Annotated in this window: 22 protein-coding genes and 2 pseudogenes; 12 read left to right on the forward strand and 12 right to left on the reverse strand. The window is 61.9% G+C overall.

All coding sequences use genetic code 11. The features are described from left to right. Positions 1–119 precede the first annotated feature (119 nt). The gene (locus AC51GT_RS19855) at positions 120–680 is read right to left on the reverse strand and encodes a TetR/AcrR family transcriptional regulator (RefSeq protein WP_496329895.1); all 561 of its coding nucleotides are present in this window, start codon (positions 678–680) and stop codon (positions 120–122) included. Positions 681–792: 112 nt separating this feature from the next. Here AC51GT_RS19855 and AC51GT_RS19860 point away from each other — a divergent pair, with 112 nt between their 5' ends. From AC51GT_RS19860 to AC51GT_RS19870, 3 genes are all read left to right on the forward strand, one after another. Next, on the forward strand, positions 793–1734 hold the full coding sequence (locus AC51GT_RS19860) for an alpha/beta hydrolase family protein (RefSeq protein ID WP_496329962.1): 942 nt from the start codon (positions 793–795) through the stop codon (positions 1732–1734). Positions 1735–1808: 74 nt separating this feature from the next. Continuing rightward, positions 1809–2252, forward strand: a complete 444-nt coding sequence (locus AC51GT_RS19865; RefSeq protein WP_496329896.1) for a MerR family transcriptional regulator — start codon at positions 1809–1811, stop codon at positions 2250–2252. A 160-nt stretch (positions 2253–2412) separates the two neighbouring features. Next, positions 2413–2886 (forward strand): ester cyclase, encoded by a 474-nt coding sequence (locus AC51GT_RS19870; protein ID WP_496327168.1) that lies wholly within the window; start codon positions 2413–2415, stop codon positions 2884–2886. Positions 2887–2898: 12 nt separating this feature from the next. Here the strand turns inward: AC51GT_RS19870 and AC51GT_RS19875 are convergent, their stop codons facing one another. From AC51GT_RS19875 to AC51GT_RS19885, 3 genes are all read right to left on the reverse strand, one after another. Then, complete coding sequence (locus AC51GT_RS19875) at positions 2899–3507, reverse strand: TetR/AcrR family transcriptional regulator (RefSeq protein WP_496329897.1); 609 nt, start codon at positions 3505–3507, stop codon at positions 2899–2901. Between the two features lie 65 nt (positions 3508–3572). Beyond that, positions 3573–4004, reverse strand: a complete 432-nt coding sequence (locus AC51GT_RS19880) for a nuclear transport factor 2 family protein (protein ID WP_496327166.1) — start codon at positions 4002–4004, stop codon at positions 3573–3575. 192 nt (positions 4005–4196) lie between these two features. After that, positions 4197–4841, reverse strand: coding sequence for a TetR/AcrR family transcriptional regulator (locus tag AC51GT_RS19885; RefSeq protein WP_496329898.1), 645 nt, complete (start codon positions 4839–4841; stop codon positions 4197–4199). Between the two features lie 141 nt (positions 4842–4982). On the opposite strand from AC51GT_RS19885, the gene AC51GT_RS19890 reads away from it, so the two are divergent. Both AC51GT_RS19890 and AC51GT_RS19895 read left to right on the forward strand, forming a co-directional pair. Further along, complete coding sequence (locus tag AC51GT_RS19890; RefSeq protein WP_496329899.1) at positions 4983–5762, forward strand: glucose 1-dehydrogenase; 780 nt, start codon at positions 4983–4985, stop codon at positions 5760–5762. Continuing rightward, a complete protein-coding gene (locus tag AC51GT_RS19895) occupies positions 5759–6265 on the forward strand; it encodes a nitroreductase/quinone reductase family protein (RefSeq protein WP_496329900.1) in 507 nt (168 codons plus the stop codon). The genes AC51GT_RS19890 and AC51GT_RS19895 overlap by 4 nt, the downstream gene beginning before the upstream one ends. Before the next feature lie 154 nt (positions 6266–6419). Here AC51GT_RS19895 and AC51GT_RS19900 read toward each other — a convergent pair whose 3' ends face one another. Further along, a complete protein-coding gene (locus tag AC51GT_RS19900; RefSeq protein ID WP_496329901.1) occupies positions 6420–7184 on the reverse strand; it encodes a CPBP family glutamic-type intramembrane protease in 765 nt (254 codons plus the stop codon). A gap of 559 nt (positions 7185–7743) precedes the next feature. On the opposite strand from AC51GT_RS19900, the gene AC51GT_RS19905 reads away from it, so the two are divergent. After that, a complete protein-coding gene (locus tag AC51GT_RS19905) occupies positions 7744–8757 on the forward strand; it encodes an alpha/beta hydrolase (RefSeq protein ID WP_496329902.1) in 1014 nt (337 codons plus the stop codon). A 136-nt stretch (positions 8758–8893) separates the two neighbouring features. On the opposite strand, the gene AC51GT_RS19910 is transcribed toward AC51GT_RS19905, so the two are convergent. From AC51GT_RS19910 to AC51GT_RS19930, 5 genes are all read right to left on the reverse strand, one after another. Further along, entirely contained in the window at positions 8894–9742 is an 849-nt protein-coding gene (locus AC51GT_RS19910; RefSeq protein WP_496329903.1) for a hypothetical protein, read from the reverse strand. Further along, complete coding sequence (locus AC51GT_RS19915) at positions 9739–10551, reverse strand: MerR family transcriptional regulator (RefSeq protein ID WP_496329904.1); 813 nt, start codon at positions 10549–10551, stop codon at positions 9739–9741. The genes AC51GT_RS19910 and AC51GT_RS19915 overlap by 4 nt, the downstream gene beginning before the upstream one ends. Positions 10552–11194: 643 nt before the next feature. Then, positions 11195–13411: an MMPL family transporter gene (locus tag AC51GT_RS19920; protein WP_496329905.1), complete on the reverse strand. Its 2217-nt coding sequence runs from the start codon at positions 13409–13411 to the stop codon at positions 11195–11197. A gap of 157 nt (positions 13412–13568) precedes the next feature. Then, positions 13569–14255, reverse strand: a complete 687-nt coding sequence (locus AC51GT_RS19925) for a response regulator transcription factor (RefSeq protein ID WP_496329906.1) — start codon at positions 14253–14255, stop codon at positions 13569–13571. Positions 14256–14277: 22 nt separating this feature from the next. Continuing rightward, positions 14278–15444, reverse strand: coding sequence for a sensor histidine kinase (locus AC51GT_RS19930; RefSeq protein WP_496329907.1), 1167 nt, complete (start codon positions 15442–15444; stop codon positions 14278–14280). Between the two features lie 303 nt (positions 15445–15747). Between AC51GT_RS19930 and AC51GT_RS19935 the strand changes: the two are divergent. Then, positions 15748–16595, forward strand: a pseudogene (locus AC51GT_RS19935) (IS3 family transposase); the annotation flags it as partial. Positions 16596–17205: 610 nt separating this feature from the next. Here the strand turns inward: AC51GT_RS19935 and AC51GT_RS19940 are convergent. Continuing rightward, the gene (locus AC51GT_RS19940; RefSeq protein WP_496327156.1) at positions 17206–17826 is read right to left on the reverse strand and encodes a M48 family metalloprotease; all 621 of its coding nucleotides are present in this window, start codon (positions 17824–17826) and stop codon (positions 17206–17208) included. 1151 nt (positions 17827–18977) lie between these two features. Here AC51GT_RS19940 and AC51GT_RS19945 point away from each other — a divergent pair. Next, positions 18978–19523 (forward strand): thermonuclease family protein, encoded by a 546-nt coding sequence (locus AC51GT_RS19945; RefSeq protein WP_496329908.1) that lies wholly within the window; start codon positions 18978–18980, stop codon positions 19521–19523. Between the two features lie 1027 nt (positions 19524–20550). Here AC51GT_RS19945 and AC51GT_RS19950 read toward each other — a convergent pair. Then, positions 20551–20900: pseudogene (locus AC51GT_RS19950) on the reverse strand (hypothetical protein); the annotation flags it as partial. A gap of 347 nt (positions 20901–21247) precedes the next feature. Between AC51GT_RS19950 and AC51GT_RS19955 the strand changes: the two are divergent. The 4 genes from AC51GT_RS19955 (at position 21248) to AC51GT_RS19970 (ending at position 25570) form a co-directional block, all read left to right on the forward strand. After that, positions 21248–22276, forward strand: a complete 1029-nt coding sequence (locus AC51GT_RS19955; RefSeq protein ID WP_496329909.1) for a hypothetical protein — start codon at positions 21248–21250, stop codon at positions 22274–22276. A gap of 63 nt (positions 22277–22339) precedes the next feature. Further along, a complete protein-coding gene (locus AC51GT_RS19960) occupies positions 22340–22993 on the forward strand; it encodes a hypothetical protein (RefSeq protein WP_496329910.1) in 654 nt (217 codons plus the stop codon). Positions 22994–23387: 394 nt separating this feature from the next. Further along, positions 23388–24557 carry a site-specific integrase gene (locus AC51GT_RS19965; RefSeq protein ID WP_496329911.1) on the forward strand — a complete coding sequence of 390 codons (1170 nt, stop codon included), beginning with the start codon at positions 23388–23390 and terminating at the stop codon, positions 24555–24557. Beyond that, positions 24554–25570, forward strand: coding sequence for a hypothetical protein (locus AC51GT_RS19970; RefSeq protein WP_496329912.1), 1017 nt, complete (start codon positions 24554–24556; stop codon positions 25568–25570). Before AC51GT_RS19965 ends, AC51GT_RS19970 begins: the two co-directional genes overlap by 4 nt. Positions 25571–25582 lie beyond the last annotated feature (12 nt).

Below are 25582 nucleotides of genomic sequence, written 5' to 3' on the forward strand. Positions count from 1 at the left end.
GTATATCTTGGCGGCACCGCCCGCTCGCGTAGTCGCGGACGAACTCTGCGCAGATGCCGCGGTTTGCGCCGGCCATCAGCAACCCTGAGCCGTCGATCTTCATGTGAGCTGACCGGTTGTCAGTTGAGGGTCTCGATGAAGTGCTCCGCGGCGTCCTCTACTCGGACTCGATCACCGCCGGCAAGGAGGTCGAGGAGGAGACCCCGGATTGTGGCGATCACGAGTGTGGCGTTGCGATTGGCGGTTGCCGGATCGGTGTGGCCGGCCTGAGCGCTGCGCAGGGCTTGCATCCAGTCGTCGCCCACCGAGCTCATGAAGTCGGCATAGGGCTCTGGGGTTTGCAGGGCATTGCCGTAAACCGCGAAGAACAGCCGGAATGTGGCCCACTGTTGTGGATCTGAGCTCCATGACCATACCGCCCGCGCGGCGGTGCGAAGGTCGGGCTGGTCACCGGCCAGTTCTCCGGTTGCGACCACGACGCGCTCACGCAATCTCTCCAGAATGGCCGCTAATAGGTGCTCTTTGGTGCCGAAGTGGTGGACAAGCGTCGAGGTCGAGACGCCGAGGTCCGCAGCGATCGGGCGCCATGACAGCTCAGCGAAACCGCGTTGGGCGGCGTAATCGACTGCCGCATCGAGCAATTCGGTACGCCGTCGGTGATCTACGGGTCGTCCGACCATGAACCCTCCACTCTCGTCGTTGACTTTCTGTCACGATCGTTCTAATAATTAACTAGAACGATCGTGCGAGTAATCCTTGCACAGCATCCCCACAACTGATCAGAAGGACTTACTGGTGGCCAACGAAGAGGCGATATTGGGTGATAGGGACGTGGCTGGACCGGTGGTGTCGGTGAGTCCGGTGCGGTTATCGGCCCCTGGCCGGGGAGTGGATGTACAACTGCGGGTGTCGGCCCCGATCGCTGGTCGCGACTTGCCCACCATCTTGTTCTCCCACGGTTTCGGCTCATCTATGCGTGCCTACGGCCCACTGACGGATTTCTGGGCCGCCCATGGATTCGTCGTCATCCAACCGACGCACCTCGACTCTCGTACGGTCGGTCTCGATCCGGACGACCCGCGGCGAAAAGTGCTGTGGCGGCACCGAGTTGACGACATGACCCGCATTCTCGACAACCTGCCTACGATCGAGGCCGCGGTTCCCGGGCTGCAGGGACGCTTGGACCACAATGCGATTGCTGCGGCTGGGCACTCATTCGGTGGCCAAACCGCAGGTATCCTGCTCGGCTTGCGGGTTCTGGATCCGGACACACAACAGGGTGTCGACATGTCCGATCCTCGTGTCACGGCCGGTGTTCTCCTCGCCACTGCGGGCCAAGGTGGGAGTGATCTTCGTCCGGAATTCGCCGCGCAGATGCCCTGGCTGAACCCCAGTTTCACGAACATGACCACTCCGAGTCTGGTTGTGGCAGGAGATGCCGACGTGAGCGTTCTGACCACGCGTGGAGCGGACTGGTCGACCGATCCTTACTGGTTGAGCCCCGGTGCACAGTCGCTGCTGACCTTATTTGGTGCGGAGCATTCACTCGGAGGCATCCCTGGGTACGAAGCCGCCGAGACCACCGATGAGGACGCCGACAGGGTCGCGGCACTGCAACGTTTGACGGTGGCTTTCTTGCGCAGCGCTCTCTATCCGCAGGATCCGAGCTGGGAACGAGCCAAAGCTGCGTATGACGCAGATCCGACCACACCAGGCCGGATCGATTCGAAGTAGTGCGCGGCAATGATTGCTCGGGTACGGGCCCGGCGTGACAATCCAACTGTCGCGGTCGAACGTATTCTGATCTGATGTCAGAGGCACAGCAGCTCCTGTCCATCGGTGAAGTCAGTGCCCGCACAGGCCTGAGCGTGGACGCGCTCCGTTTCTACGAACGTGAGGGCGTATTTCCTCCGCCGCAACGAAGTGCTTCTGGTCGCCGCGGTTTCTCCTTGGATGACGTGGCCTGGATTGGGATAGTCCAGCGCTTGCGCGCATCGGGAATGTCGTTGTCCGACATCGCCAAGTACGCCGAGTTGGTCCGTGCGGGGATCGGTAACGAGACCGAGCGGCTGGCGCTGCTGAAGCGTCACGAGGAAAAGGTGCGCGCCCAAATGGCCGTCCTACAGGAATCTCTCGACCTGATCGCTGCGAAGGTTGCCGCCTACACCGAAGCTCTGGCTCAAGGATCTGCCGGCGAGCTTTTTGTGCGGGACGACACCGACGACGCCTACTTTGCAGACCGAAACGTCTGAGCGCGCGCATTCGCCGACCGCAGATTTCATAACGACCGCCCGCAGGGCTTGACCTGGAGTCGACTCCAGCTTTTACGGTCGTATCACTGGCTTATCCGCAGCGTGATCCCCACGTCGCGTGGGCCAGTTGGTAATCAACCATCTAATGTAAAGGAACTTCATGTCTGCCTTCATCGAAGCCGACGACATCCGATACGACGATCGTTCGCGTGCACTTGTGCGTATCGGACGTGAAGCGATCGCGCGGGAAAACCCGACCGCGTTGCGCGAGTATTTCAGCGAAGACTTCGCATTCCACGGTCCTGGCGCCGAACTCGACTTCGCCGGCTTGGAGGCATTTTTCACGGCGATGCGGTCATCGTTCAGCGACTTCTATTGTGAGCGAAGAGAAATCGTTTCGTCGGGGTCCCTTGTCGGCTGCCGAACCGAGATGGGCGGCATTTTCGTGGCTGCCTTTGGGCTCTCTCCGATTGGCACGGTCGAGCCGCATGGCAAGCGAGTCACGTTGTCGCTGATCAACATGTTCCGCTTCGACGATAACGGCAAGCTCGCCGAGGAGTGGGTTCAGTATGACAATCTTGATTTCCTGCGCCAGCTCGGCGTCGAACTCACCCCGTCAGGTCGTGGTGAATGATGTGCCGGACGATCAATGGGGTTCTTCGTTGATCGTGAATGCTCGGGTGAGCATGGCGGTGGTGTTGGCCTTTGCCTTCTCGAACTGATCGTCGTTGAAGCCCGACTTCCGGAGGAACTCGATGCCCTGCATAGCGGTCAGCAGTGTCAGTGCAGCTCCGTCGACATCGATGCCAGTCCTGAGCTGCCCCTGGGCTTTCGCTCTCTTGAGAGCTGTGGCAAACACCTCGAGAATTTGGGTGAATGTTCGCTGCGATGCGTTGTGGACCTCACTGTCCAGACGGGCCAGAGCCGCGGCAGAGTCGGCCAGGTAGCAGCCATCCTCGGTGAGTCTGAGACGGCCGCCATCCTCGAAAGACACAGCATCCATCAGCCAGGCCCACGGATCGTTTGCGGCCTCGTGGCTGCCCAGAAGGGCGGTGACCTGCTTGGTGCAGTAGTCGTCAAGGGTGCGCACGAATAGATGGTGTTTGGATCCGAAGGCGCCGTACAGGCTCTGCGAGGCGACGCCGGTGGCAATGCAGAGCTCGCTCATGGTCGTCGCCTCGTAGCCCTTGTGCCAGAACTGCTGTCGCGCAGCAGTGATCACCGCGTCTTCGTCAAACTTTCGCGGTCGCGCCATGCCACGACGCTACCAGTTCATGGTTATACGACCAATAACTGTGTGAATCGCGCCTCTGTTCCTCGTCAGTCCCACAGGAGGCGGTTCGTGTCCTCGGTCAGAAAGTCCGGGTCTTCGTAGATGTGCAGGCGTGAGATCAACGGCCCGGAGAACTCGAACACATTGCAGTAGCGCCCCTCGTTGCGCGGATGTGCGGGCCAGGGCCGGCCATCCGCGGCTTCGCCGGTGACGAGTCCCTCGACTACCAGGCGGTTCCCCTCGATTGTGAAGACCATGCTCGGAAAGTTGTGCCTGAAGAAGTGCTGCGTCCTGAGCAGTCCTGCCGCGAGCTCGCTGAACTGTTCCTGCCCTTTGGCTGTCCCGTACTTCGGAAAGAAGACTCGGCAATCCGACGTGAACAGGGCGAGGATCGAACCTTCACCGCCGTCCACGAGGTGGAAATACTGTTTTGCAATATCAATCATTTGTTCGCGCGTCAGCGCCGAAGTGTTGGTCATGCCGCCATCCTAGGGCGTTTTTGATTGGATGACCAATAACGTGGTTTTGAGTGGCCTCTGGGGGCAACTCATGGCGGCGCGGGGATCATGCGCCGGGGGGTGACTCCGAAACCTGCTGGGGACAACGCAACCACGAGGGTCGCTTAGGGATCCGGTCCGTGTGCGGTGGAACCTATTCGGGGACAGCGGGCTTCAGTCGTTGGTCGACGGCGCCGGGTCGGTCGCGGCGTACCGGGCGGCGATGGTGCGAACGGCCTCGTCGACCACCTGGGCGACGCGTTCGGCGCTCACTTCCCAACCCGGCACCAAGAGTGTCGGCCAGAACACGTAGTTGGAGATCATGCCCAGGAACTGGGTGGCTGCGAGGTCAAGGTCTTCGACCCGCACCGTTCCCGCCTCATGCTCGGCCACCAGGTAGCTGCGTACGGACTCGAAGTAGGGCATTTTCCCGTGCGAGAACTGCGCATTGGCGAGTTCGGGGAATCGCGGCAGCTCAGCAATGACGATTCGGAACAGATCGGTCATCTGGGGGCGACTCAGTAGCTCGGCGTAGCGGCGACCGATGGTGCCCAGGCCGTCAACGATGTTGCCTGCCGGCGGAGGGTTCTCTTCGTCGGCGGTTGACCAGGACTCGGTGACCATGGCGTCGAACAGGGCGGCCTTGCTCGGAAACTTCTTGAACAACGTGGCCCGTGAAACTCCCGAACGCTCTGCGATCTGCGCCAGTGACGTCCGGTCGTAGCCCGATTCGAGGAACAGTTCGGTCGCTGCCGTCAAGATCAGCGCGCGCTTCTCTTGGGCGATGCGCTGGTGGTATGTCGTCACGACCCTGCTCATGGGCCGAGCATACGAGGTGAGTGGCTTGACTCACCATAGTCACTGTCCTAGTGTCGAAGTGGTGAGTCGATTGGCTCACCACTGGGCCGCCGTTCATCACTGATGAGCCCGGTCGGTCACCCACTTCCAAAGGAACTTCAGATGCACCGCTTCGACGACCAAACCGTGCTCGTGACCGGTGGGACCGGTGGCCAGGGATCGAGCCACGTACGCGCCTTTCACGCGGAGGGAGCGAACGTCGTGATCGGCGACATCAACCTCGAACGCGGCGCCGCTCTCGCCGACGAGCTCGGGACCCGCGCTCGCTTCACTCACCTAGACGTCACCGACGAGAGCTCGTGGTCCGCCGCTGTGCTGGCCGCCGAGAGCGCCTTTGGCGCGCTGAACGTGCTGGTCAACAACGCGGGTGTCCAGAATCCGCCGGCGCCGATCGAGAAGACGGACCAGGCCACGTGGTCGCGCATCCTCGACATCAACCTCACGGGGACATTTCTCGGCATCAAGGTCGCCGCCCCCGCTCTGCGTCGGGCAACAGGGGGAGCCATCGTCAACATCGCCTCGACAATGGGCCTGGGCGGCACGGCGCACTACGCGCCGTACGTCGCCAGCAAGTGGGCTGTGCGAGGTCTCACCCAAACGGCAGCGCTCGAGCTCGGCCGGGACCACATTCGCGTGAACACCATCCACCCCGGCGTGATTGCCACCCCGTTCATCCAAGAACCAGCAGCCGGCGCCACCGCGGCAATCGCCGACTTCTATTCACCCGAGCCGTTCGCCATTCCCCGACTCGGGGAGCCGGCCGACGTCACCCGGCTTCTCCTGTTCCTCACGTCATCAGACGCGTCGTTCATCACGGGGTCGGAGTATGTCATCGACGGTGGGCTCCTTCTCGGGCCCGCCCTTGGGGCCGAGACCGCATGAGCAGCCCAGAGACGACCGGATGGAAAGACTCCGTACGGGACGCGTCTTTGTCGCACCTGCCCGATCGCATCCGGCGAGCCATCGAGATCACACCCGCCGCAGGCACCAGTGAACGGATCATCGACATCACGACGCTGGGGCGCCGCACCGGCCGGCCACGCCGCATCGAGATCTTTTTCTACCGAGCTGCGGGCATCACCTACCTGTGTAGCGGCGCAGGCGGGGCCGCTACCGACTGGCATGCGAACCTTCTGGCCAATCCCGACTTCACCTTCCACCTCAAGAACGGGATCCGTGCAGATCTGCCTGCACGGGCCACGCCGGTCACCGCCCCGGCTGAACGTCAGGCCGTGCTGGTTGAGATCGTCGCGGATCTCAACCAGCCCCACGACCCCGGCACCATCCGGCCGACCCGGCTCGAAGACTGGGCCGACAGCCGCCTGGTGCGCATCAGCTTTCCGCCATCGGCCGTGATCGCGGACCCTCCGCAGACGACCTACTAGGGACTGGGGCGTAATCGCGGTCAGAAGAGTTGGAGCTGCACGCCATAGCCCGGTCCGGGCAGAGCACAGTGCTGACCGGATCGACATCGCAGAAGGGCACGGGCATGCGCCGGTCGGGGTGTCGGGTCGTAGGCGAGAGGGGGTGCGAACCGGGTCACTGGAGTGGCCGGGCGGTGCGGTGGTTGGTGAGTAGTGCGGCGGCGCAAACGCTGGTGACGGCGGCCATGATCACCATGGTGGCGGGAGCGTCCAGCGCCGGGGTGTAGGCCTGCGCGAGGTTGAGTGCGGCGTGGGCGGTGACCGCGGTGCCGACCGCACCGGCGGTGCGGTCGTAGACGGAGACGATCAGCATCCGGGCGGCGACAGTGTTCACGAACCAGCCTGCGGTCCACAACCAGGGATGTCCGGCTTGAGCGAGCGGGATCAGGTGCCACAGTGCCCAGAACACCCCCAACACCGCTCCGGTTCTCACGACACCGATTCGAGCCAGCAGGGGAGCAGTTGCATATGCGCTCCACCCCAGTTCTTCGGCGGCCGCGGCGATAACGAATACCACGAGCACCACCGGCGCGGCCGCGAGCGGCAGCGGCAATTCCGACCCGGCGCCCCTCATCGCCGCCACGGTTTGGGCGAGCACCGCTCCGACCGCGAACACGCCCGCCCCTACCATGTACCAGCGCCACCGGGCGTGGGGGTGATCGATCAACCGGGCTGCCAGCGCCCGGACCGCCGGCCACCTGCCGGCACGCCAGCATAGTGCGGCAGCGACCGCGCCGGGAACGACCACGATCACCGCGCTCGCCGGCAGGCGCATCGCGCCGACCCCGATCCCATCTCCTACCGCGCCCAACACAAAAATCGGAATCGAGACCGCGCCAACCCATACCAGAAACCGCCAGGTACTCGCACGCCTGTTCATCGGCCCACCATAGGCGCGGTGGGCACCGGTCGCAGGGCCGCAACTCGCGCAGTGCTGCGCTGATCTCGATGACGGGGCGTATCCGGCGCAGGGAATTGCCGCTCCGTTTATCCGCGAGAGGATGCGATGGCAAATCCGACCGATGAGCATCAGCGCCTTCTTTGGCGCCGGTCTATGTAACGGCTCGAACCCCACCCGTTGCTCTATCACGCAGCGACAGAGTGCTTTTCATCCGATCACCTGCGAGCGATGAGACCGGATTCGAAAGTGTTGGTCCACATACTCAGTGAGGGCCCCTCCCTCCGTGGAATCTTCAGGTCACCACGCTTTTGTTGTTCTGGCTCATTGCATCTGACGGGAGCTCATTGAACTTGATCTTTTGGTAGGTCTAGTGATGCGAGCTGTTGGGTGGCCGCCGCCGCGTCGCGCTTGAGTTGCGACCGGTAGGGTTCGCCTGGTGATCACAGTTTGGCGCCGCGCCGCGACAGTTATCTCCGTGTTCGTTCTCTCGACCGGCCTAGCCGTACTGGGTTCACCTGTAGCGCAGGCGATTCCGGAAGTGCCGACAGGATCATCGGCCACCGGATCTCTGTCCGCAGGTGTGGGTGCCGACACCGAGGTGACGTTCGAATCCCGCGACATGACGTTCTACGGGAGCCTACGGACACCGACAGTTTCCCAACGGTCAGACATTGCGGTGCTGCTGCTGCCGGGCAGTGGACCCACCGATCGCAACGGAAACCAGGCGGGCGCGATGGTCTTTCCGAACACCCTTGGATACCTGGCCGACGAGCTGGCGAAGCGCGGCATCGCGAGTCTGCGGTACGACAAGTTCGGGTCCGGCCGCACGGCGCTCGGTGGTAGCGCCCCGGACGCATACGACTACGGCTTCGAAATGCAGGTCGACGACGCCGATGCCGCGTTCGGTCTGCTCGGTGAACTGACCGGGACGCCGGCAGCCCGAACCGTCGTCCTCGGACATAGTGAAGGTGCGCTCACCGCGCTTGCGCTGCAACACCGGGTGGAGGTGTCCGACGCTGGTCTCGGACTGCTGCAACCGCTCTCGCAGCGGTATCTCGACCTACTTTCGGACCAGATCACTGCGAGTCTCGACCGCAGCGTTCAGAGCGGGCAACTTCCTGTCGCCGACGCGGAAGCCACGCGCAGCAGTCTCGCTGACACGGTTCGATCATTGCGGGAGAACGGCAGCATTCCTCCCGACCAGGACCCGCTGCTCGAGTCTGTAGGATTTGTACCGGCCAACGAGCGCTTCCTTGCCGAGGCCGATCGCTACGATCCGGCCGATCTTGCAGCCGCACTACCGGATTCACTGCCAATTCTCGTCACGTGCTCCGAGAAAGATCTGAACGTGAGTTGCGATCAGGTGGAGCGGCTGCGAACGGCGGTCGCGCCCGAGGCACTCACCTTCGCCCAACTGACCAGCACGAACCATGGACTCGGCGAGATCGGGCCCTTAGCTCCAGGACAGCTGGATGCGATGGCGCCGCTCCCACTGTCCGGAGAGTTCACACGGTCGTTCACGGCGTGGTTGGATCTGATCGGACGCCGCTGATGGTGCCGCTCGTTCACGCCATGACGTTCTGACGCGTGCGGAGAGCGAGCGCTGACGCCTTTCGCCATGGCTAGCAACCTGGTTTTGCTCGACACCAGTTGGCCCGGTGACCGCGCTACTGATTCAGCACTGCCCATCAGGGCGACGCAGGAAGCACTTCTTTCGTCAGTTCGGTCACGAGCGCAGCAGGGTCGTCGACATACATGCTGACGGAATTGACGGACGAGGTCTTCCGGAATCGCGGGAGCATGGCGGGCAGTTGAATTGAGATTGGTTGCACGAGAGAGATATCGACATTCGTCCCGTCCATATTGGGAAGGTGTAACCGACTGGCGACGACGATCGCATTGCTCTCGGTAAACCGGCGTGAAAGTGTCGCCGATGTGATGTCAGAACGAGAGATCGAGGCGACGATCGTGCCGGATTGCCGCAGCACGAAATGCGAATCGGTCAGATAGTGCGGATGCACGCGGTGAACAGCCAAGTATCCAAGCATCACGACCAGCGACCACGCGGACAGCACCGCAAGTGTGACGCGAAGCCACAACCACGGTAGGACGAAATGAAGCACACCGATCTCCACAAGGGTGGCGACACCGAACGCGGCAGGCAGAACCATTGATCCGCGGTTCGACCGGAATACGAGAGCGCCAGATTCGATGTCGGCATCGCGGCCCCGCGCCCATAACCATAGCGACGTGAACGCACGGGTTTCCGCCCGAATCATCGGCCAGAAGGGCGAATCATCGAGCGTCGCAGTCGCGGCCTCGGACCAATCGATTCCGCGGCGACGGAGAAGTCTGAAACGTGCCACGAACCCGACCGTCACCAGCATGACCAAGGGAAGTTCGACAGCGATGAACAAGAACAACCCTTGTCTGGGTGTGAGAACACCTGTCGCGAGTAAGCCGGCATCGACGACCAGGATAGCCACTGTCAGCAGTTGCGTAACCCGATGAAAAGCCTTGGCGCTCAGAACGCTCATTCGGCAATCGCCGCTGAATCCGGCGAGGTCGTGAGCGCACGTTGCACGCGTAGGACCACCTCTCGCTGAGCCGGGTCGGGTATGACATCGTCAAGGGAAACCGGCATGCCGGGGCCTCCCCATTGCGCGGTATCGGATTCCGTCTCGGTGAATGTGCCTGCCTCTTCGAACTGTGCGAGCAAGTCCTGAACCAGTAGTTCTATTTCCGATTCCGCCGAATCCGGCTTCTGCCCTGTTAGATTCGACCATCGGGCGAGAAACGAAAAGTAGCGGGAACGCTTCTCCTCGTCGGCAATCGACGCCGCGTACGAAGACAAGAAGTCATCGGGCACATTGCCGGAGATGGCGAGTACTTCGAGCAGATCGCGTTCGCGCTCGAGTGCTGTGCGCACCGCAACTGTCGGTGCGGTGTCAATGGCGGTAGCCAATAGACTTGTGACATCGGCAGATAGCGCAGAGATCGGATGACCGTTGTCGATATCAGCGAGCATTGCGGTGAGCCTTGCGAGTCGACGCGCAAGCTTCGCGTGCTCGGCGCGCATGACTCCGATCAGTGAGTTGAGGTCGGCGATCGTATTGCCAGTTTCCTCGTCGGACGAATCCTGCGAAAGTATCGCGGACACCGAGCCGAGTGGTACTCCGCTGTCAGCGAGCCAGCGAATCCGCATCAGTCGGACGACGTCGCTCATTGTGTACTCGCGGTAGCCGTTTGGGCGTCGCTGTGGCTCATCTAGTAGTCCGAGGCGGTGATAGTGGCGCACCGTTCTCGGTGTGGTGTCGGCAGCGGCAGCGAGCTGACCTATTTGCATGGTCCCAGTGTCGACTATGACCTTACGTCAAGGTCAAGAAAAGATCAGCACGCCGGAAACCGGACCGTCTGGTCGGCCGATCATGCTGACTTGCCAGGCTCGGTCTTAAGCCGACGGACGACATCGACCGGTCTCTAGTTTGTGAGCGTTAGGTTTGGAAGTCGCAGCGGGCGTCTTCCCGAGACCGCTTGTGGGAGAATGTAACTGATTCACGTGCCGGTACGGATTTGTTCCCACGCGTCGATTCTTGCCGGCCCCGCAGACCCTACGCACCGCTCTACGCAACCAAGCCGCGACACCAGCCGCACGCTACGTGAACCTGCATGACGTGCCTGCTTCGCCCGGCTTGCCGACCTGACGCGTCTTGCTCGCAACGGAGCGTAGGGAACCGCCCCCTCCAGTTGACTCGTGGCGTTAAGCGGTCAGGCCGCCTCAACCTCGGAAGGGGAAACTCGTGTTCGGGATGTTCGCCGGCACAGCTCTGCTCGCTGGTTGGAGGTCCTCACGGGTCAGGGTGGGGCCGAGCCGGTCGAGTTTCCAGGCCGCGGAGCCGGAACCCGGTCCAGCGAGTGCGGCGCCGGTCTGCCTCCGTTTGGAGGCAGACCGGCGTCGACGTTGTTTTATTGCTGACTTTGACCTTGTGTCAGGTGTTCGACCCCACTTCGACAGGGTCCGCCTCTTCGAGAGCCGTGCCTTCGGTGTCGATGGCGGGAAGCACCCGATTTAACCAACGGGGTACCCACCAGCCGGCCTCGCCGAGGAGTTGCAGTGTGGCGGGCACCAGAATCATCCGGACGATGAATGCGTCAACCAGAACGCCGACGGTCAGGGCCAGACCGATGGAGGCGACCATCGGGTCACCGCCACTGAACGCAAAGCCTGCGAATACCGCCGCCATGATAGCGGCTGCTGCGACGACGATGGGCGAGGCCTGTCCGAAACCTTGGAGAATGGCTGCGCGAGTGTGCAGGCCCTTCTTGTGTGCTTCGTGGATTCGGGATACCAGGAACACTTGGTAGTCCATCGCAAGACCAAACAGGACTCCCACCACGATGATCGGCACCAGACTGGCCAGTGGTCTGGCCTCGTCGAGAGAGACGGCCGGTCCGGCCCAACCCCACTGGAAGACTGCGACTGTGACCCCGAGGCCGGCTCCGAGTGACATCAAGAATCCGAGAGTTGCAAGGAGGGGCACCGCAACAGATCGGAACACGACCATGAGCAAGATCAATGACAGCCCGACCACGCAGATCAAATAGGTGATGAGTCCGGAGGAGAGCTGTGCATCGACATCGACGTCTACTGCGGTTTGTCCTGTCACGGAGACTTTGGCACTGTCGACGCCATCCATTGCTGTTCGCAACCATCCGACCAGGTCTGCTGTTTGGGCATCGGCCGGTCCGTGCTCAGGGATGACAGCAAGGAAGGCGACGTCGCTGGTCTCCGAATTCTGCACGGGACTGACGCCGGCAACTCCGTCGATGGCTGTAATCGTCTCTGTTGCACTGGCTGCCGTGCCGGCGGCGTCTGGTCCTTCGAAAAGCACGACGAGAGGATTCTGTACACCGGCACCGAAGGCGTCGCTGATGGTGTTGTAGGCCGCGCGCTGGGAACTGGCGGGATCAGGTCCGCCGGGAGGGTCGAGCTCGGTCTCCATCGAGATCACGGGAGCGGCCAGTAGGACGATGATCGCTGCGCCGCCGAGCATGCTCAGCAGTGGGCGATCGACGACGGACAGAGCCCAGCGGCGCAGGACAGTGGGGCGGGGCTTTGCCGCGCTGTCCTCATCGACCCGCTCGAACTGTGCTGTGTCCAAGTCGGTGTTGTTGGTTGGCCGCTCCTTGCGGGGGAGTGCTTTGTAGCCAAGTGTTTTCAGAACGGCAGGTACAACGGTGAGCGAAACTGCGACTGCCACGACGACCGAAAGTGCTGCACCGAGCCCCATTTCGGTGATGAACGGGATTCGGATGACCGCGAGCCCCACCAGTGCGATGACGACGGTTGATCCGGCGACCACGACGGACGTTCCGGCGGTGCCCGAGGCGCGCGCAACCGCTGCAGTGATGTCGGATCCACGCCGGAGTTCGTCGCGGAATCGGGAGAGGATCAGCAGGGCGTAGTCGATTCCGACGGCCAAACCGAGCATCAGGGCAAGGATCAGTGTGGTGGACTCAATACCGGCTCCGATCGATGACCACGCGAGGATCCCGAGGACCCCGAAGATCACGCCGCTCAAGGCGGTCAGCATGTTGGCGCCGGCGGCGGCGAGCGAACCGAAGGTCAGTAAGAGCACGATGAAGGCGACAATGATTGCCAACGCTTCGGTGATGCTGGCGATTTCTGGCGCTCCGTCCTCGAGTGCCCCGCCCAGTTCAAGGGTGTAGCCGGCGGCAGTCAGATCTGCGGCGGCGTTGCGGATGTCGTCTTCGACGACGCCTTGGTCGGCCTCTACGTCGACAGCGAGCGTCGATACTGCAACCGAGCCGTCCACCGAGACGTAGGGGCGATTGTCGTCGTACGGATCTGAGGCGGATAAGACGTCTGGCTGTTCGGCCGCAGCGGCGACCACTTGCATAACCGCATCACGGTCGGCCGGCTGATTGAGCGAACCGCCGTCCGGGGCCTCGATGACGAGCAGAAGCTCGCCTGATTCCGGTCCGGGGGCGGCGGGAAACGCTTCGTCCATGGTCGCGAGGGCGGTTGTCGATTCGGCGCCGTCGATGCTGAACGGGCTGTCGGAGAACTTTGCACCGCTGACCGCTATGAGGACGAGGACGGCTGTGAGCGCGATCCACGCGCCGGCGACCGTCAGACGATGGTTGGCACTGAAAGCGCCGACCTTGGACAGTAATCGAGACATGAGTACTCCATGGGATGAAGGGCGAGTCGGGAGGCGCTCATGCGACCCGATGCTTCAACCTTCGGCCGTGAGTGGGGTCCAAGTCGTCCCTCACAGGCGGTATTCACCTACCGCAGCCGCGGTATTTCGTGAGATATCCGCCGGTATTGTTGTGCGGTCAGTTTTCGTCGAGCAGGCCTGCGCGGAGGCCCGCGATCACAAGCTGCGCTCGATCGGATACATGCATTTTGCTCATCGCGCGGTTGACGTGGGTCTTGGCCGTCATAGGGGAGATGAACAAGTGTTCGGCGATGGCGTCGTTGCTCAGCCCTCGTGCGACGAGAGCGACAACCTCGCGTTCACGCGAGGTCAGGGATGCGATTTTTCGTCGATCTTCGGGAGAGGCCGGTTCGTGAGCCGGCGGTTGGCTTCCGGTACTGGCGAGGTAACTGACAACAGAATCCGCTGCGACAGAGGAAAGGGATGAGCCCCCGACCGCAACCCGGCCAACCGCCTCGAGGAGTTCTTCGTAGCCCGCCGATTTTCCGAGAAATCCGTTCGCGCCTGCTTTGAGTGCGCGGATCACGTTCTCGTCGGTGTCGAACGTGGTGAGCACCAGGATGCCGATCTTTGCCGTTCGTGTGTCACCGCGAATTTCCGCGGTTGCGCCGACGCCGTCGAGAACCGGCATCCGTAGATCCATCAGAACGACGTCGGGCCGCAGCGCTCGCGTCATGTCCACCGCTCGCCGACCGTCGGCGGCCTCTCCGATTACCTCGACGTTGTCGCTTGTTTCGAGCAATGCGCGCATTCCTGAGCGGATCATCGCCTGGTCATCGACGATTAGAACCCGAATGACACTCATTCGGGCAGAATACCGGCGGGAGTCAAGTCGCCTCTTTCAGTGCAGGTTCAGGCGTGGCGGTCGGAAATTGTGCGGAAACCACGAAGTGGTCGGCGTCAGGACCCGCATGGAACTTTCCGCCCAGGAGTTGGACGCGCTCGCACATGCCCACGAGCCCGAGTCCGCTACCGGGGGAAGGTGACATTCCAGGCTTTCGCTTGTTGCGGACTGACAGGGTCACATATCCCTTGTCTGGGCCTGCAACGGCCAGATCCACGGTGCCGTCGCCGTACCGGAGCGCGTTGGTCAGAGCTTCTTGTAAGAGACGCTGGGCGGCCGTGTGGGCTTGCGGCGCAAGGGATAGGAGGTGTTCGAGTCCGGCCGTCGAGACCTCCAGGCCGATGTCGCGGAAGCTCTCCAGAAGGTCCTCGATCATCCCCGCGTCGATCGGCGTCGTCGGCGCGATTTCAGCTTCGGACGCACGAAGAACGCCAAGCACTGTCGCAAGCTCTTCCAACACGGATTGGGTGGCGGCCTGAACATCGTTGAGGGCACGTTCGGCCGCGCTCGGTGATCGGAGCAAGTTCGCCCTCGCGACATTGGCGTGCACGCTCACCACCGCCAGGTGGTGCGCGACGCTGTCATGTAATTCACGGGCGATACGGAGCCGTTCTTCTGCGACATGACGAGCCACTTCTTCACGTCGACGCTCAGCCTCTTCCTGACGCCGTCCGACCTCCGCAGCAAGATAACGTCTTTGGGCCTGAACCCACTGGCCGACTCCGACCATCGCCGCCGCCATGGCCACGAGCCCGAAAGCTCCGCCGCTGCCGCCGTCGATCCACGGTGCGTAGGCTGCGATCATCGCTGCACCGCTGACCACAACGCCAGCAGTCACGGCATTGAATCTGGGTTTACGCAGCGCGTAAAGGAAAAGCAGGCCCGCGGCGACTGCCCATGTGCCCCATGGTGCCGGGTCGTCCACCTCCAGACTGACCAGGAGTGCGGCAACTGCAACCGAAAAGTTCGGTGCTCGCCAAGCCATTGCAAGACCGACAGCGCCCAGAGCGAGGATTGACCATAGATGTGCGGAATCGGTGGTGCCGGTAACGATGACGGACACTGCACCAACCCCGAGTGCGACCATAGAAAGGGTAGTGCCGGCGATCGCCCACGGGTCGAAATGCATCGGAGATCGGTCCGTCTTCATACCTCGAACGGTAGGCCTTAAAGGTTGATGACGCGATGCTCGGACTTCCTGAGTGGTCTCGCCCCTGCTCGACGTCACAGGCCCTGGTCTGGGCCTGGTTTGCGCAGACGTTTGCGTTCCGGCCGTAACTGGGACGCATCTTGGTTTGCTTTTCGTGGCGAAATCTATTGGGCAACAATTGATATGTAGACAGTAGTGAATCACCCCGGTGTGTCCGGAGGCTTCGTTCTCTGGGAAGGAGGAAGTCATGTCGTCAGGATCGCAAAGAGGTATCCGCGGGAGCTGCGTGAGCGTGCGGTGCGGATGGTCACCGAGGTTCAGCATGAGCACGCCTCGGAGTGGGCAGCTATCGAGTCGGTCGCGAGAAGCTTGGCATTGGATCGGCTCAGACTTTGCACAACTGGATCCGCAAGGCGCAGACCGTGCCGGCCAACCCCGGGAGTGACGAGTGAGATGGCGGCGGAGGTGCGTAAGCTGCGTGCGGAGAATTGAAAGCTCAAGCGCGCCGACGAGATCCTGAAATCGCATCGGTTTTCTTCGCGGCGGAGCTCGACCGCAACAACAAGTGATCATCGACTACATCGTGAAGAACAAGCAGGAGTACTCCCGTCGTGCTGATCTGCAGGGTGCTCACCGAGCACGGCTGTCCGATCGCGCCGTCTACCTACTACGACGCTCGAGTCCGCGCAGTATCGAAACGGGCATTGCTCGATGAGTACCTCAACGTCGAGATCAGTCGTGTTCACGGCGAGAACTACTCGGTCTATGGGGCCCGGAAAGTGTGGCTACAGCTGCGACGTGAAGGTACTGTGGTGGCCCGCTGCACAGTCGAACGATTGATGAGCGCACTGGGCCTCGAGGGAGCGCGGCGCGGCAAAAAGAAGCGCACGACGATCGCCGACCCTCAGGGGCAGCGTGCGGACGATCTGGTGCAACGCAAGTTCAACCCGGTGGCATCAAATATGTTGTGGGTAGCGGACATTACATACGTTTCGACGTGGTCTGGATGGGTGTCTGTCGCGTCCGTAGTCGATGCCTATTCTCGTCGGATCCTCGGTTGGAGGACCTCGACAAGGATGACCACACCACTGGTTCTCGACGCAATCGAGCACGCCATCTGGACGCGGCGCCGCGAAGGAATCACCGACTTGGCGCGACGGCGAGTTAGGAGCCTTCGGGAGGCCCACCCGAGGGCGACCGCCACCCTGATGGAGTCGAGGACGTCGGGATCAGAGTCCAGGTAGTCGGCGTAGACCTCGACGGTCTCAAGCTCGCGGGACTTGCGGTGAGCGACGTGGTCGTGGCGCCACACCATCAAAGTCTGGTGAAACTCAATCCCGCGGTCACCGCTGGCGGCCCTGATCAACTCCTCGTAATCGACGTTGCGACGCTAGTCGCTGACAGCTATGCGTCCGTAGCTGATGACCGCAGCATCCCAAAGGGCACGCCGAACGAAGACGTTGGAGGGATGTCGGGTAAATCTGCCCTCGCGGCGAGAGCCATATCGGCGTGAATCAGGTCCGCCCATAGTGAGGCCCACTTGCCGAGGCGATTCGCGTCCGACTCGTCGCGATTCACCCGACGCACTTGGTAGGCCCGATCAGCCATGGGTCGATGGTGCCGGACGGCACCGCTCGTTGCCAGAGTATGCCCGCTTATTGTGAACCCCGGCGACGCCGAGTTTGCTCATGGCGTCATCTCGGCGGCTGAATAAATAACGGCCGGTTCAGGCCCGCCACTCTTTCTAAGTTGTGTACCCACCTACAACAGACGATGTAAGCGTGTAATCCGGGCTTTAGGGCTCGGATGGGTAGGGGAGGGCATCTTTGAGTCTGGGAAGGTCTCGAGCATTTCGATCACCGCTGGCACTCCGACGATCTTGGTGGCCGCCGCATCGGCGTGGTATTCCCCTGGCCAGTAAGAACGACCGGCGCCGACAAGAGACAGCGCTGTCACGACTGCACAGCTAAACACAGCCAGTGGTGCCAGATCAGGGTTTCCGATGTTGAAGGCAGGCGAGCAGAGGAGGACCACCACCAGGGCGGCGGCGCCGACGATGAACATCGGTGCCGTATAAATCCGCGCCCGTCTAATCCGTTTGTCTAGGTAGGGATCAGCCCAGTGGCCACATTCGTGCGCGACGGTCGCCCGGATCACCTCATCGCGAACGTTTGGATCATCAAGAAAGTTCGGAACGCGGATTGATATCTCGTTCGACTTCCTCTGATACCGGCCAGAAGACGCGCCAGGGGTAGTGTCGGTGAACTTCACGGTCGGACAGTCGCGGTAGCCTTCCAGTCGTGAAATCGACTGCTGCACCGTCGCATTGACCAGTCGCTGCCTTGCTTCGATCAAGACCTCACGATTCGCCCTCTGCTGCATCACGTAATGGTAACCACAGGCTGAGTATCGGCAGGGTGTGGCAAACGTAGTTCATGACAAAGTGCCGGATATGGACTTCTACGATTGGGTGTGTGACCGGGCGGCAGAGAAGGGCGTGTTTACAGATGCCGAGATCGCCAGGCTGGTAGGTACCAGTCAATCTACGGTTAGCCGGTGGGCAGTCGGTTCAACGCGCTGCCTGCACTTCCTGTGCGAACGGCGCCACTTCTTCCTGGCTGGGCGAGGTTACGACGAGGCGAGTGATCGCCTGGGCGTAGCGGATGACGCCACTGTTTGCTGTGCCCACTGTCACGTTAAACGTGGAAACAATGCGAAGCTCGGCACCCACCACGGCGGGCACACCCGGGGCAGTGCTTCCGGTGCCGTTGCAATCGCCCGCCGGACCGAATGAGGCGTTCGTGCGTTGCGCTTATTAACGCTGGGTGCGCCTCGCCTTCCACGTTTGTGATCTCAAAATATTTTCTGTGGTGAATTGTGTGCTGTTCCAATTAGCGAGCACATCTATTGACTCGACACCTTCATTGCGGCCTATTTCTTCGTCTTCGAGGTTTAGATGAATGAGCGCGGCTGTGCGATCGAGGTAGCACGTTAACTTGCGGGTGCCTGCCCATTCTTCCTGATGGTTTTCGCAGTTGGTAGTGATCGCGCGTTGGTTAGACGGAGGTGTCGATTCAGTGCGGGCCTGCCCGCGGCGCCAGGAGCCGTTGACTGTTGGTGCTATTTCCGTCGGACTTGCCGTAAGCGGAGTCTCCGAGAGAGACGGGGTGCAGGGAACGCCGGCGAGGTGGTGGTGGTCGTCGTACTGTCCGGCGAGCTCGGCGTCGTGGTGGTCGTCGATTCGACGGCTGGGGTTGACCCTGGCGTGGACGTGGGGCCGATGGCTGCTGAACCGGTGGCGATATTGGAATGTTATATGAGCCTGCGGCGCGCCGCGTAATATGCGCAGGTGGTGAAAGTTTCACTTCTCAAGTGTCCCCAATAATAGGGACAGCCATTCTCAAGGGGAGATTGCCGCGTTAACGCTGCTAAGATTCACTCAACATTGAGGTATGGGCGGTTTTATCAATTGGACATTGAACGTTGGATTTCCTAGAATCGCGAGGCGGAACATGGGCGCAAGGCGCGTTTTGATGCTTCTGGCAGTTGGCCTTCTGGCAAGCGGGTGCACCGCGTCGAGTCAAGGGGAGCCGCCGCGGCAGCTGCAATCATCGAAGGTATCTGCGTTGGGTGAATGGGCTCGCATAGACCCGGACGCGCTGACAGTCTCGAAAGTGTTGTCAGGCGATACGTTGCGCGTCAATGTCGACGGTGACGATGTTGACGTTGCGATCATCGGTATCAAGGCGCCCCGCGCCGACGCGACCGATGCGGTCGAGCAGTGTCTCGGGAGACTGTCGACTGCGCATCTTCGAAACAAGGAGGCAGGCGGCGGAGTTCGCCTCTTCTTCGACCCAAGTCAATCGCGGACGGACGACAAAGGCAGGCGGTTTGCACACGTGCGGCTCCTGGCCACGGGCTCGCAGGCCGGGGCGGAACAGTTGCGCGCAGGCTACGCCGAAACGATTCATCGCGGCGACTACCACAAACAGGAACTCAACTACGTCAGCGACGAAAACGAAGCGAAACAGAGCCACGTAGGGATATGGGACGAGCGTCTATGCAGATCCCCGGGCTGACCTGGGCACGCCCCCGGGGATCTCGACTCAGCCAGTGAGTGGCACGACTACCTCGCCAGTCCGCGAGACCTGTTGATGTGCAACATGTTTCGTGTGCAGATATTAGTATTCCCTTAAGTAACAATGACGAGGCTAGGTGGCTGCCGACTTGGCTATTTCCGCAGGTCCGACTCTCTCGGCTGTCAGTCACTCGTCCCGCATTGCGTGTGATCCTTTGAATGAGAATGGATTCGACGGCTTTGGCTCTGAGCGGGAAACCCGTCAACATCCTTTCGGATGGCGGTGGCGTCACCCACACACATGGGGGAACTTTAGGACAGATCCACTAATTGGTACGACTCAGTCGTGCTTGTGACGCTCGGCGACTTGCCGCAGTTGGTGCTGGTCGACTGAGCTGTTTTCGCGAGCATCCGGCCGCAGTTTTGCGTGCGTATCGAGATGCCTGCCGATAAGCCCTGGCTGGTTCAGCCGGCGTCTTTGAGCGTCTCGGCGAGGGCTGGGCGCCTGTTCCGAGAGCAAACTGCTGCGTACCCACTGCGTACCGGGGTTGCATGTCTGCATGTAACGTTCTGAACTGCGGTTTTGTGCCCCCAGTGGGATTCGAACCCACACTTGACGGATTTTAAGATTGCAGCTCTGGGTGTTTGCGGTGTTGTGGCTTTGTTGATCGTTATCGAGATGCTGAGTCTGACAGCGTGTTTCGTGTTTGCGGGTGTTGGTGCGGAAGGGCCAGGTGTGGGCGTGCTGCGTACCCTCTGCGTACCCGCACGGACTGAACTTGCTGACGTTGCAGACCCAAGGCGTTCGTCCCGGCCGGTTACGACCTGATATTGAGTGGTTGGCTATTCGGTACACCGCGATGACGTGGATCGCCGAGCTCATGACCCAGGTCACCGTCTCGGGATAGCTGGTAGCGACTGGTGTCGGCCTCAGTCAATCCGCACGGGCGCGGTGTCGTTGAAGGTGGTGAACGCCGATTCGTTCGGAAACCGGTGCGGGCGATGGTGCGGCCAGCGGTGACAGGGCCTCAGTCGAAGATGTCGGTGAGTGTCGAGTCGCGGTCGTCGCGCGCGGCCTGGGTTCGTTCGGTGATCGAAGAGCTGCAGGCTGCACCGCCGAAGATCCCCGACGGAGCTCCACGCCGGGCAGTGCGTGTGTTCATTTCCGCAAGCCTTTTCTGGCCGTTCTGCTCGGCGCGTTCGACGATGTGAAGAGTGAGTTGGAGGTGATCTCGATGCTGGGGCAGGAACTCTGGCGTGGTGATGAAGACAGGGCAACTCAGGCATGCATTGGCGTGGGGACAACTCTGCTGCAGTGCAGTCCGCAGTATCCGTTGGGCAACGCCATCGTGGCGCGAGAGATGTGTTGTTTGGCCCACCGAGGATGAGGTCCTAGATCCCCGGGTGCTGCGGCAGTCGCTGCGATTTGTGCGTGTTTGACCGCGCTAAAACAGATTAGCGCGATTAGTAGAGGTCTCGACCAGCGCACATGTACGAACCGCCAGGTTCTCGAGACTGAGAGATGTCGTGACCTGCACAGATGTCGCGGCACCGGGCCTTAGCAGATGTGAATGCACCACTCCTGCGTCTTGCGGGCACCGTCGACCTCGATCCCGCATCATAGAACGGCCTTCTGTTGGCCAGTGGGGTGTAGATAGCACGCGTCGCGGGACCCTCTTTCGGAGTTTTGACGCCCGCTGTTTCGCGCTGCAGTTGGTTCTGGCTGTGGCAGTGTTGAGAGTCGTGGTCACGTGGATAGAGGTTCTCAAGAGAATCGTCGATGGGCCGAAAGCGCCTATCGAGGGCATCATTTCTAGGTCTGGGCCGATCGACACGGCTCGTCTTTTGACGTCCGGGATCGATGACGTGATGCCGGTGTATGTCGTCGGTGTCGATGACCTACAGGTGTGGCGCGACGAGCCGAAAGTGCGCGTCGAGTCGATGGCTGGGAAACCTCTGGTCATTCACAATGGTGAACTCGTATGGAGCTTTGCTCACCACGAAGACCTGCCGGTGGCCGTCCCGCGGCAAACGGTGTCGTACGTAGGGCCTGGGAGCGAACTGCTCAAGACTCAGCCCGCCTCACGATGGGTCGGTAACGACTTCACCACACCCGACAAGCCCATTGAAGAGATTGAGTATCTTGGTCGGGGGTGCTGGGCGGTGGAACTTAAACCGCCACAACACAAACCCCATGCGATGCAACTGGTCGTTGATCAGCAGACCGGGACCATCCTGCAGCAACGGCAGGACGGCTTCGACATCGCCGTCAGTTTTATCGCTTTTACCGCTGGGATACCCCTCGACCCCAGCCTGTTTGAATGGACTGGTCCAGTCCGCCCGCCCCGACTATCCCCACCGTTTGAAGACTTTCGCTCGGCGAGTATCCCGAGCCAGGGCGAGCGGAAGGATGCGCACCGGCAGTGGTTCAGCCAGCACGTCACCAATCGCCCATTAGCGATACCAATTCTGGCTGACCTCACCATCGAGAACCTTCGGTACCACCATGACGATGGGTCCTTCGACGCTGATATCGGGTCCATGGTGATCACCGGCAGACTCGCCAGACGCCCGCGGTCCAGCGCGCTGTGGGACTTGTTGTGGGACCGTCCAACTCTGCAAGCGTGGAGCACCGAGGAGTACGACTGGGCGATCGCTATGGACACGGGAAAACTCGATGACGATGCTCTGCGCGCACTGCAAGAGCTACTTCACCCAGGACTACCAGTCATCGGGCAACCGGAAATCGAATAGCTGGAGGTTGGACGGCCCAGGGTTTCTGACGAGTTCCGTTCGATTGCACGGAAGGGATGCTGAATGGTTGATCTTGCACCGTATGTCGAGTCGTGGATGGAGAGACTCGGCAAGGAGCGGCCGTTGTTTCACTCGGAGAGCGATTTCCAGCTTGCGCTGGCAATGGTGATGGCGGATGAGGTGGAGCAGGTGCGGTTAGAGAAGAAGGTGGCCGTCAGTGAGCGTGTGGGCGGAAGGTCTCGGCTGGCAGTTGACGTGCTCGGTCGGCTCGGTGGCCGGCGTATCGCGCTGGAGCTGAAGTATCCGAAGAAGCGTCTGCTGGCGGATGTCGACGGTGAGGTGTTCGCACTTGCTTCTTCTGGTGCACCGGACCTCGATACGGCAGCGATCTGGCGGGACGTCCAACGTGTCGAACGGTTGATTATCGACGGCAGCGTCGAGGCTGGTGCTTCTCTCACCCTGACGAACTATCCATTTTGGAGCGAGCGGAGCTCCACAGTTCTTTCCCAGGCGTATGAGTTCCGGTTGTGGGACGGTCGCAGCGTCGAACCCGGACCCTTGCGGTGGCACCTCAAGAACGATCGGGTCGGGGAGAGTTTGGGATTCGAATCCAGGTATCGGTGTTCGTGGCGTGACTACGGGGCCGCGGAGCGTTTCGGGTTCAGATACCTGCTCTTGCAGCCTTCGTTGAGCCTCCGGGGAATCCTCAAGGATTGACACCCGACGGCGCCGCTGACGGTTTTCCTTCCATCACCGGTTCGGGTCATCGGTCGGGTTGGCACAGGTCGTGGCAAGGGACCATGCGCGCGTCATTGGGCGTTCTGACGGTTGGCGACCGAGCGGCTGGCCGAGTGATTCACTCGCGGCGCGCCAGACTTATTGTCTGGCCCGTCGCCGCGCTAAGTCATTTTAGCGCGATGAGCACCCGCCATGACCTGCAGGTCTGCGTCTGTACACGCCCTCGCGGCCTCCCTTACCGCCAGCGGCAGGCGTGAGAACATCGGATATCGGTGACCGTGGGTACCTTTGCCCGAAACGACCAGTTTCCGATAGCGGCCGGGCAACCCGGCAGCGAGTCGTGCAGTGCGGGCAGCGACGGGAAGGGCATGCAGTGACCACCGAGTTCGAGCGGTTCACCCCCGGCGACGTGGTCTCGGCGCGGGCAGCTCTCGATGTCGGGCGGATCGATCGGTCGTTGGCTGATGCCCGCTCGGCCAGTACCCGCCGCAACTACGACCGGCAATGGTCCCGGTTCGTCGACTACTGCCGGCGGCAAGGTCTGTCGTGGTTGCCGGCCCCAGCAGATGTGGTGTGTGACTACCTGCTGAGCATGGAAAACACTCTGACCATCGGCCCCGACGACACCGTCGCGCATACGTATTCGGTCAGTGCGATCGATGGAGCGCTCGCGGCGATCAAGTACGCCCACCGCGCCGCCCCGGTCTTGGAGGTCGGTGGGGGATCTGAGCCGCCGGTCTGGGCCCATCCCCGGGTGGCTGACACCATGCGCGCGATCCGCAACCGCTATGCCGGGGAGCGGCGCCGGCCGGTCCAGCAACGCGCGCCGTTGAGCCTGGCTGATCTGACGGCGATGATCGATATCGCACGTTCCCAAGCTTTTTCGTGGCGCAGCCGGCTGTTTGAGCGCCGTGATACTGCGGTGTTGGTGATCGGCTGGGCGGCCGCAGCCCGGCGCTCAGAGATCATGGCCCTGCAGGTCGGCGACATCCACCAGTCGAAAGATCGGTGGATCATCAACATCGCCACCTCCAAAACCGACCAGGCCGGCGCCGGGTACCTCAAAGCCCTACCCACCGGACAGCATCTAGCGACCTGTGGCCCGTGCGCGTATCTACGGTGGGCGCAGTGCCTGTCCGCGTTCGACCAGTCCGGGCGCAGCGGCCTGATCCGGCTACTGGCTACGCCTGATCGTCACACCCGGCACCTGTGCGCTGATCCCGGCGAACTCGAGATCGATGCGTCCACGCCACTGTTTCGGGGGATCACCCGCTCCGGGCATCTTGCTGACAAGGCGCCCGGCGGGCAGTTGGTGCATGCGATCGTGCGCCGCCGCCTGGGCGCAGCGCGCCCCGAGGTCGATGTCAGTGCCTACGGGGCGCACAGTTTGCGGGCCGGGTTTGTCACCGAAGCCTTCGAACAAGGCCACACGCCCCGCAATGTGATGCGCCAAACCGGGCACAAACACATGGATTCGGTCCTGCGGTACGGCCGGGAAAAAGACGTCTACACCAACAATGCCGCCACCGACCTGGGCCTATGACCCCAGAGTTGACGGCCCTGAGGGTTCCGGCCGGTTACCGCAACGACTGGGCCCTGTTCACCGACTGGTGCGACGCCTACCACCTGCCCTACTGTCCCGCTGATCCGGGCACTGTGGCCCGCTTCCTCGATTTCGAGGCCACCGACCTGCACCCGAACACCCTGCGCCGCAGAGTAACTGCCATCAACACCGTGCACCGCCATGCCGGACACCGGCCACCGGGCACGGCCACTGCCGTCCGGCGTCTACTGTCACGGCGCGACCGCCACGTCCAGGCCGCCCAGCAGGTGATCCGCCAGGTCCCCACCACCGGGTGGCCGGGTGGGTTGTTTGGTCGGCGCGACGCTCTGCTCCTGCATTTGGTGTGTGTGGTCGGTCTGCCGATCGGGTCGATCGCGGACCTGCGCTGCGGCGAAATGACCCTGATCGGCGACACCATGCACATTGGCGGTACCCACCAACTCGAACTGCATGCCGACCGGACCGATCCTTATGGGCTGCTAGCACTCTGGGCCCGGTGGGCGCAGGTGCAGCAGTTGATGGCCCGCCGGCCCTCACCACGGTCCTGGATCACACCCCTGAACCAGGCCGCCGCCATCGACCCCAACGACGCCGAGCCCGCGGCGTTGCCACCGACCCCGCAGCGCCCCGAGGGTGCATTGTTGCCGGCCTTTGATCGGTGGGGAACGCCTCAGAGTTTGCCGGGCACACCAGATGTGGGGTTGTCGGCGCGCGCGGTGTACGACATCATCACCACCCACCTAGTCGGGGCAGGCCGCCCCACCCGCACCCCGAACACGCCCAGGCCAGCAGCAGTGCAGTCGCTCGAGAACGATACTGTGATCGAGTCGCCGCCGGTACTGGCTGATGTGTACGCCGCCGGGATCGCTGCCCGCCGGCACGCTCTCGAACGATTCGTCGACATTGACGACGCCTTCGACGAGATCGACCGCCGCACCCACGACATCCTGGCCCGCACCGCAAATCTGCTCGACGAGCTCGATCTCACCTAGGACCGGACGGTT

The organism is Williamsia sp. z34, from assembly GCF_059553395.1.